The sequence below is a fragment of the Streptomyces laculatispora genome (assembly GCF_017353455.1).
Taxonomy (GTDB): Bacteria; Actinomycetota; Actinomycetes; order Streptomycetales; family Streptomycetaceae; genus Streptomyces; species Streptomyces laculatispora.
The window spans coordinates 1-3,037 of record NZ_JAFMPZ010000382.1 but is presented as its reverse complement, the minus strand read 5'-3'; the positions used below and the strand labels follow the sequence as shown (position 1 = coordinate 3,037).

Annotated in this window: 1 protein-coding gene; it reads right to left on the bottom strand. The window is 75.0% G+C overall.

The window, feature by feature from the left end:
• Nucleotides 1-3,037: type I polyketide synthase (locus tag J1C73_RS19855; protein WP_242644427.1), on the bottom strand; the 3,037-nt coding region annotated here is incomplete at both ends.

Here is a 3,037-nt window from a genome sequence, read left to right as displayed (position 1 = left end):
CACCCACCGAATGACCCACCAAGAAGTCCGCACGCACCCCCCACGACTCCACCAACCGGAACAACGCCGTCTCCACCGCGAACAACCCGGCCTGCGCGAACATCGTCCCGTTCAGGACCTCGGCATCCTCACCCCACACCACCTCACGCAACGAACGCCCCAACCGCGCGTCCAGCTCGGCAACCACGGAGTCGAACGCCTCCGCGAACACCGGGAACGTCTCATACAGTTCCCGGCCCATCCCCAACCGCTGCGCACCCTGACCCGTGAACAGGAACGCGGCCTTGCCCTCGCTGACGGTGTCCCGCACCGGCCCCGCGCCGGAGGCCAACGCCTCCAGGGACGCGCTGAGTTCCGTCCGGTCGGCTCCGAGTGCGACGGCGCGGTGGTCCAGGGCGGCGCGGGTCGTCGCGAGGGCGTGGCCCGTCGCGGCGAGTGCGTCGTCGGGGACGGTCGCGAGGTGGCTGAGCAGGCGCGCCGCCTGGGCGCTCAGCGCGTCCGGAGTCCTCGCCGACAGCGGCCAGGCGACCGGGCCGGACGTGGTCCCGGCCGGCTCGGGCGCGTCCTGCGGCGTGGCGGCGGGCGGCTCCTCGATGATCACGTGGGCGTTGGTGCCGCTGATACCGAACGACGACACCCCCGCGCGGCGCGGGCGGCCGTGCGCGGGCCAGGCGGTGGGGCCGGTCAGCAGGGCGACGGCGCCGGAGTCCCAGTCCACCTGGGGTGACGGCTCGTCGGCGTGCAGGGTCGCGGGCAGGGTGCCGTGGCGCATCGCCTGGACCATCTTGATGATGCCCGCCACCCCGGCGGCCGCCTGGGTGTGGCCCATGTTGGACTTGATGGAGCCGAGCAGCAGCGGGCTGCCGTCCGCGGGGCGCTCCTGGCCGTAGGTCTCCAGCAGTGCCTGGGCCTCGATCGGGTCGCCCAGGACGGTTCCGGTGCCATGGCCCTCGACGGCGTCGACGTCGGCGGGGGTGAGGCCGGCGACGCTCAACGCGCGCCGGATGACGCGCTGTTGGGCCGGGCCGTTCGGCGCCGTGAGGCCGTTGGAGGCGCCGTCGGAGTTGACGGCGGAGCCCCGGACGATGCCGAGCACGCGGTGGCCGTTGCGTTCGGCGTCGGAGAGCCGCTCCAGCAGGAGCATGCCGACGCCCTCGCCCCAGCCGGTGCCGTCGGCGCCGCTGCCGAACGACTTGCACCGTCCGTCGGCGGCCAGGCCGCGCTGCCGGCTCATGTCGACGAAGGTGTCGGGGGTGGACATGACGGTGACGCCGCCCGCGAGGGCGAGCGCGCAGTCGCCCCGGCGCAGGGCCTGGGCCGCCCAGTGCAGGGCGACCAGGGAGGACGAGCAGGCGGTGTCGACGGTGACGGCGGGGCCTTCGACGCCGAGCGTGTAGGCGACCCGGCCGGACACCACGCTGGCGAGGCTGCCGTTGCCGTGGTACCCCGCCACGTGCTCGGGCAGCGGGCCGAGCCGCAGCCCCCAGTCGTGGTACATCACACCGGCGAACACACCGGTGTCGCTGCCGCGCAGGGCGTGCGGGTCGATGCCTGCGCGCTCGACGGTCTCCCAGGCGATCTCCAGCAGCAGCCGCTGCTGGGGGTCCATGGCCTGGGCCTCGCGGGGGCTGATGCCGAAGAACTCGGCGTCGAAGTCGGCGGCCTCGTGGAGGAATCCGCCCTGGTCGGTGAGGCTCTTGCCCGGCGCGCCGGGCTCCGGGTCGTGGATGTCGGTGGCCCAGCCGCGGTCGGTGGGGAACGCCGAGACGACGTCGCGTCCCTCCTCGACGAGCTGCCACAGCTCCTCGGGCGAGGACACGCCGCCGGGGTAGCGGCAGGCCATGGAGACGATGGCGATGGGGTCGTCGTCGGAGACGGTGGCGGCGGCCGGAACGGGCCGCCCGGCCCGCTGATCCGCGTCGCCGCCGAGCCGGGAGGCCAGGTGGTCGGCGAGGGCGGCGGGCGAGGGGTAGTCGAAGACGAGCGTGGCCGTCAGCGGCAGTCCGGTGGCGGAGCCGAGCCGGTTGCGGAGTTCGACGGCCGCGAGGGAGTCGAAGCCCATCTCGTTGAACGCCCTTGTGGTGACGACGCGTTCGGGCCCGTCGTGGCCGAGGACGGCGGCCACCTGGGTACGGACCAGGTCGAGGAGGGCCTCGCCGCGCTCCGGGCGGGTCAGGCCGCCCAGGCTGCGCGCGAGGGACTGTTCGACGCTGACCCCGCCGCCCCCCACGGCGCGGCGCGGCGGACGGACCAGGGCCCGCAGGAGGGCCGGGGCCTCGTCGGCGCGGGCATTGAGCGTGCGCAGGTTGAGCCGTACGGGAACGACGGCCGGGTGGGCCTCGGTGGTGATCGCGCGGTCCAGGAGGGCGAGGTTCTCCGCGACGGACAGGGGCTGGAGGCCGAGGCGCTCGATGCGCCGCAGCGCGGCCTCGTCGAGGGCGCCGCCCATGCCGCCGGTGCCGGTCCACAGCCCCCAGGCGAGCGAGGTCGCGGGGAGGCCGTGGGCGGCGCGGTGGATGGCCAGGGCGTCGAGGAAGACGTTGGCGGCGGCGTAGTTGCCCTGCCCCGCACCGTCCAGGAGGGTGGCGGTGGAGGAGAACAGGACGAACGCCGACAGGTCGCTGTCACGGGTGAGCTCGTGGAGGTTCCAGGCTCCGTCGGCCTTGGGCCGCAGGACGGTGTCCAGGCGGGTGTCGTCGAGGGAGTCGACCAGTGCGTCGTCGAGCACTCCGGCCGCGTGCACCACCGCGCTCAGCGGCAGCCGCTCCGGTACGGCGGCCAGGACCTCGGCCAGTGCGTCGCGGTCGGCGGCGTCGCAGGCGGTGATCGTGACCTCGGCGCCGAGTGCGGTCAGCTCGGACCGCAGCTCCTGGGCGCCGGGGGCGTCCGCGCCCCGGCGGCCGGTGAGCAGCAGTCCGCGTACGCCGTGCGCGGTGACCAGGTGCCGGGCGAGCGTGGCGCCGACGCCGCCCCCTGGCGCACCGACGGCACCGTACTGATCACCGGCGGGACCGGCGGCGTCGGCGCCACGCTCGCC